The organism is Actinomadura sp. GC306, assembly GCF_004348665.1.
In the GTDB taxonomy this organism is placed as follows: domain Bacteria; phylum Actinomycetota; class Actinomycetes; order Streptosporangiales; family Streptosporangiaceae; genus Spirillospora.
In genome coordinates, this window is the sequence record NZ_SMKM01000390.1 from 1 (window position 1) to 4,691 (window position 4,691).

The 4,691-nt window shown below is 72.2% G+C and carries 5 protein-coding genes; all 5 read right to left on the bottom strand.

The window, feature by feature from the left end; translation table 11 throughout:
- Window positions 1-837: sugar phosphate isomerase/epimerase (locus E1200_RS31385; RefSeq protein ID WP_131955975.1), on the bottom strand; the 837-nt coding region annotated here is incomplete at its 3' end.
- Between the two features lie 78 nt (window positions 838-915).
- Window positions 916-1,923, bottom strand: a complete 1,008-nt coding sequence (locus tag E1200_RS31390; RefSeq protein ID WP_131955977.1) for a DctP family TRAP transporter solute-binding subunit — start codon at window positions 1,921-1,923, stop codon at window positions 916-918.
- Window positions 1,924-1,960: 37 nt separating this feature from the next.
- Window positions 1,961-3,235 carry a TRAP transporter large permease gene (locus tag E1200_RS31395; protein WP_131955979.1) on the bottom strand — a complete coding sequence of 425 codons (1,275 nt, stop codon included), beginning with the start codon at window positions 3,233-3,235 and terminating at the stop codon, window positions 1,961-1,963.
- Window positions 3,232-3,846 carry a TRAP transporter small permease gene (locus E1200_RS31400; protein WP_131955981.1) on the bottom strand — a complete coding sequence of 205 codons (615 nt, stop codon included), beginning with the start codon at window positions 3,844-3,846 and terminating at the stop codon, window positions 3,232-3,234. The genes E1200_RS31395 and E1200_RS31400 overlap by 4 nt, the downstream gene beginning before the upstream one ends.
- Window positions 3,843-4,691: alcohol dehydrogenase catalytic domain-containing protein (locus tag E1200_RS31405; protein WP_131955983.1), on the bottom strand; the 849-nt coding region annotated here is incomplete at its 5' end. The genes E1200_RS31400 and E1200_RS31405, both read right to left, overlap by 4 nt.

Here is a 4,691-nt window from a genome sequence, read left to right on the forward strand (position 1 = left end):
GCGGCGGGCCGTCGCGGCGGGGCCGTTCCGGACGACCGCCTCCTCCAGCACGATGAGGGAACGCATGGCGTCAACCGCCGCGCGGCCCGGGGGCGCCTGCCGGAAGACGTCGTTGAAGACCTCCAGCGACAGCGGGCCGTCGTAGCCGGCCGCGAGCACGTGCGAGGTGAAGGCGGCCAGGTCGAACGCGCCCTGCCCGGGGAAGAGCCGGTGGTGGCGGCTCCACTGGAGCACGTCCATGCGCATGTGCGGGGCGTCGGCGAGCTGGAGGAAGAAGAGCTTCTCGGCGGGGAACTCCGTGATGCCCGCGATGTCGCCGCCGCGTGAAAGCACGTGGAAGCTGTCCAGGCACAGCCCCACCGCGGGATGGTCGGCGCGCAGTACGAGGTCCGCCGACCGCTCCCACGTCCGGACGTGCTTCCCCCAGGCCAGCGCCTCGTAGGCGACCCGCACGCCGTGTTCGGCGGCCAGGTCGCCGAGAGCGTGCAGTTGCGCGGAGGCCAGGGCGTCGTCGTCGACGGCCTCGGGCGCGACCGAGGAGCACACCAGGACGGTTTCGGCCCCGAGCCGCCGCGCCAGTGCGAACTTGTGCGCCGCCCTGCGCAGGTTGCGCCGGTGCAGCTCCTCCGGGACGGCCTCGAAGTCGCGGAACGGCTGGTAGAGCTCGACCGCCAGGCCGAGGGCGGCGCAGCGCCCGGCGATCTCCTCGGGGGCGAGCGGGCAGGCGAGCAGGTCGTTCTCGAAGATCTCCACGCCGTCGAACCCGGCGCCCGCGGCCGCGTTCAGCTTGTCCTCCAGCGTGCCCGACAGGCACACCGTCGCGATCGACCGTCGCATGGTCTCACTCCGTTCCCGAGGCGGCCGGTGCGGAACCGCGCCCGGCCCGCCGGGCTCGGCGGGCCGGGCGCGGCCGGGTCAGGGAGCGGTGGAGCGGATCGCCTTGAACAGCTCCGCCTGCTCGCCTTCGAGGGTCTCGTCGAAGTACTTCCTGGCCTTGTCGGAGAACGCCTTGATGTCGACGTCCTCGACGATCGTCGGCTCCCCCTTGCCCTTCCACTCGGCGAGGATCTTCTGCTCGTCCTCCTCGATGCACTTCCGGTTGGCGGCGCGGGTGTCCGAGACGGCCTTCTGCAGCGCCGCCTGCTGCTCGGACGACAGCTTCTTCCAGCTCTCGTCGTTGATGACGATCATCTGCGAGCCGGTCTGGTGCCCGGTGAGGCTGACGTGCGTCTGCACCTCGTCGAGGCTCTTCTCCGCGATCGTCGGGATCGGGTTCTCCTGCCCGTCGATGATCTTGCGCTGCAGGCTGAGGTACAGCTCCTCGAACGCGACCGCGGTGGGCTTGGCGCCGATCGCCTTGGCGTTCTCCAGGTAGACCTTGGAGTCGGGGAACCGCATCCGCAGCCCCTCGAAGTCGCCGGGCTTACGGATCGCGGAGTTGGCGCTGAAGTGCCGCATGCCGAAGAACCAGACGTCCAGGATGCGGGTGCCCGTCGCCTCGGCGAAGTCCGTCTTCAGTCGCTTGCCCTGCTCGCCGTCGAAGAAGGCGAACAGGTGGTCCGGCCCGTCGAACGCGTAGGCCATGTCGAGGACGCCGATCGGGGCGTGGCTCGCGGCCAGCGCGGACGAGCCCTGCACGTCCATGTCGAGGTCGCCGGACCTGACGGAGGTGAAGCGCGTGGCGTCGTTGCCGAGCTGGCTGTTCGGGAACGTCTCGACCTTCACGCCCAGGTCCTGGCCGTTGACCGCGTCGGCGACGGCCTGGATGCCGCAGCGGCTGTGCGGATGCTGGGTGGTGTAGCTGTTGGCGAACGACAGGGTGACCGTCCCGCCGTCGTCGCCGCTGTTCATCGCGCTGCAGCCGGCCGCCAGGACCGACGCGGCGGCCAGGACCGCCAGTCTCGCGGAGGGTGATTTCGCCATCTGCCTTGCTCCTCACGGGGGTGGGGGTGTCGGGTCGCTACAGGCCGAGCCAGTCGGGCAGGAAGGTGACGATCGAGGGGACGAACGTCACCAGCATCAGGACGACGAGCAGCGGGAGCAGGAACGGGAGGGTGCCGCGGAACACCTCGTGGATCGGCATCCGGGCGACCGGGCTCATCACGAACAGCACCGCGCCGATCGGCGGGGTGAGCAGCCCGATCATGAGGTTCATGATGATGATCACGCCGAAGTGCATCGGGTCGACGCCGAACTCGGCGGCGATCGGCAACAGGATCGGCACCGTGATCACCAGGGCCGAGATGCCCTCCAGGATCGCGCCCAGCAGGATCAGCAGCAGGTTGACCAGCAGCAGGAACACGATCGCGTTGTCGGTGAGGCCGAGCAGCGTCTCGGAGATCAGCTGCGGGACCCGCTCGCGGGCGAGGATCCAGCCGAGCAGCCCGGACGCGCCGATGATCAGGGTGATCGACGCGGTGGTCGCCGCGGTCTCCTTCGCGATCGGGAACAGGTCCCGCCAGGTGATGCGGCCGTACCCGGCGCCGAGGACGAGCACGTAGGCGGCGCCCACCGCCGCGGCTTCGGTGGGGGTGAACCAGCCGCCGAGGATGCCGCCGAGGATGATCACCGGGGCGCCCAGCGGGCCGAGGACGCGGACCCCGGTGCGGCGCAGGTTGCCCCAGGCGAATGGCTCGCCCCGCAGGTCGTCCCGGCGGCGCACCAGGATGAAGACCATGATCGCCAGCCCGGCCGCCATGAGGAAGGCGGGCATGACCGAGGCGGCGAACAGCGCCCCGGTCGACACTCCGGCGATGCCGGCGTAGACGACCGCCGGGATGCTGGGCGGCATGACCGGCCCGAGCAGGCTGGACGCGGCGCTGATACCGACCGCGAAGCGGGGCGGGTAGCCGTTGCGGGTCATGGCCGGGACCTCGACCTTGCCGAGGCCGGCGGCGTCGGCGAGCGCCGAGCCGCTCATCCAGGAGAAGCCCAGGCTCACCCCGATGTTGACGTAGCCGAGGCTGCCCCTGACCCGCCCGATGGCGGCGAGCGCGAAGTCGAACAGCCGGTCGGCGATGCCGGCGTGGTTGGCGACCACGCCGAGGAGGATGAAGAGCGGGACGGCCAGCAGCGGGAAGCTGTTCACTGCCTCGGTGGCCTGCCGGACGCTCAGCCCCGCCGAGTAGCCCTCGAAGGAGACGTAGGTGAGGCACGGCCCGAGCAGCGCGAACGCCACGGGGACCCGCAGGACCAGGAGCGCGGCGATGGCCGCGCCGAGGAGCGCCATGCTCATGTCTCATCCGCCTCGTGCTTCGGGTCGGTCTCGTGCTTCGAGTGCTCGTGCTTGGGATGCTCGTGCTTCGGATGCTCGGGCGCCGGGTGGGCGTGCGCCGGGTCGGTCTCGTCCAGCTCCGGTTCCGGCTGGAAGATCGCGACGACCGAGCGGACGATCGTGAGCAGCAGCCCGGCGAGCGGGATGACGTAGAACAGGCGCATCGGCATGCCGAGCACGGGCGAGGTCTGCGCGTCGGCGTCCGCGACCAGGACCCACGCCTCGTAGACGAGGTTCAGGCAGACGATCGCGACGGTGACGTTGGCGACGATGCCGACGAGGCGCAGCAGCCGGGGGCCGGCCACGATGTCGACCAGCTTCAGGGTGATATGGCCGTCGCGCGCCGCGAGGTAGCCCGACATGGCGAAGGTGAGCCAGACGAAGGCGAACCGCGCGAGCTCGCCCGTCCACACCCAGCCGCCGGTGGGCAGGTAGCGCTGGACGGCCTGCAGCAGCGTCAGGACGCCGATCACCGCGAGCAGGACGCTGCCGGTGACGGCCTCGGCCATGGACAGCGCCCGCAGGACGCGGCCGGGGCGGCGGCCCGGCGGCGCGGCGGCGGCGGAGGTCATCGGTGGTCCCCTCCCCAGTCGGACAGGTCGATCCAGGACTTGCCGGGCTCCGTGCGGGCCTCGGCGAAGGCGCGGCCGGACTCGTCCGGCGGCACGCCGGGCCGCAGCAGCCCGGCGAGCCGGGGCGCCGCGCCGGCGGCCGCCGCGACGGCCGCGGCGAAGTCGGCCGGGTGGTCGTAGATGAGGGAGCCGCGCACCTGGAGCTGCCGCCTTGTCAGCTCCATCGTCGACAGCCCCACCGGCTCGCTGCTCATGCCGATCACCATGACGGTCCCGCCGGTGGCGACGTTATGGGACGACGTCTCCCAGGCCGCGGGGACCCCGGCGGTGTCGAAGACGAACGGGAAGGCCCGCCCGCCGTCCGGCGCGACGGGCCGGGCCCCGATGCGCTCGGCGACGGCGACGCGGTCGGCGCGCGGGTCGGTGACGAACACGCGGGCGCCGGCTTCGAGGAGCGACAGGCAGGTGAGCAGGCCCTGCGACCCCGCGCCGACGACCAGGCAGTCCGTGCCGGGGGCGACGCCGGCGCGGCGGACCGCCGAGCGGGCCACCGCGAACGGCTCGACGCACGCCAGGACCTCCGCGCCGACCGGGGCGGGCAGCGGCCAGGCGAACCGCGCGGGGACGGCGACGCGCTCGGCGAGCAGGCCGGGGACGGTGATGCCGGGGCTGAGCCGGTGCTCGCATCCGGAGGTCATGCCGCGCGTGCAGGGCGGGCAGGTGAAGCAGCAGTAGTTGGGCTCGACCGCCACCTGCTGGCCGACATGGCGGTCGCGCACGTCCGCGCCGACGGCGACGATCCGCCCGCCGCCCTCGTGCCCCGGTACCCAGGGCAGGGCGGGGGT

Excerpts from the sequence above, each read along its gene's own strand:
- E1200_RS31395 (WP_131955979.1), bottom strand. The coding sequence starts at position 3,235 with ATGAGCATGGCGCTCCTCGGCGCGGCCATCGCCGCGCTCCTGGTCCTG.
- E1200_RS31390 (WP_131955977.1), bottom strand. The coding sequence starts at position 1,923 with ATGGCGAAATCACCCTCCGCGAGACTGGCGGTCCTGGCCGCCGCGTCG.
- E1200_RS31400 (WP_131955981.1), bottom strand. The coding sequence starts at position 3,846 with ATGACCTCCGCCGCCGCCGCGCCGCCGGGCCGCCGCCCCGGCCGCGTC.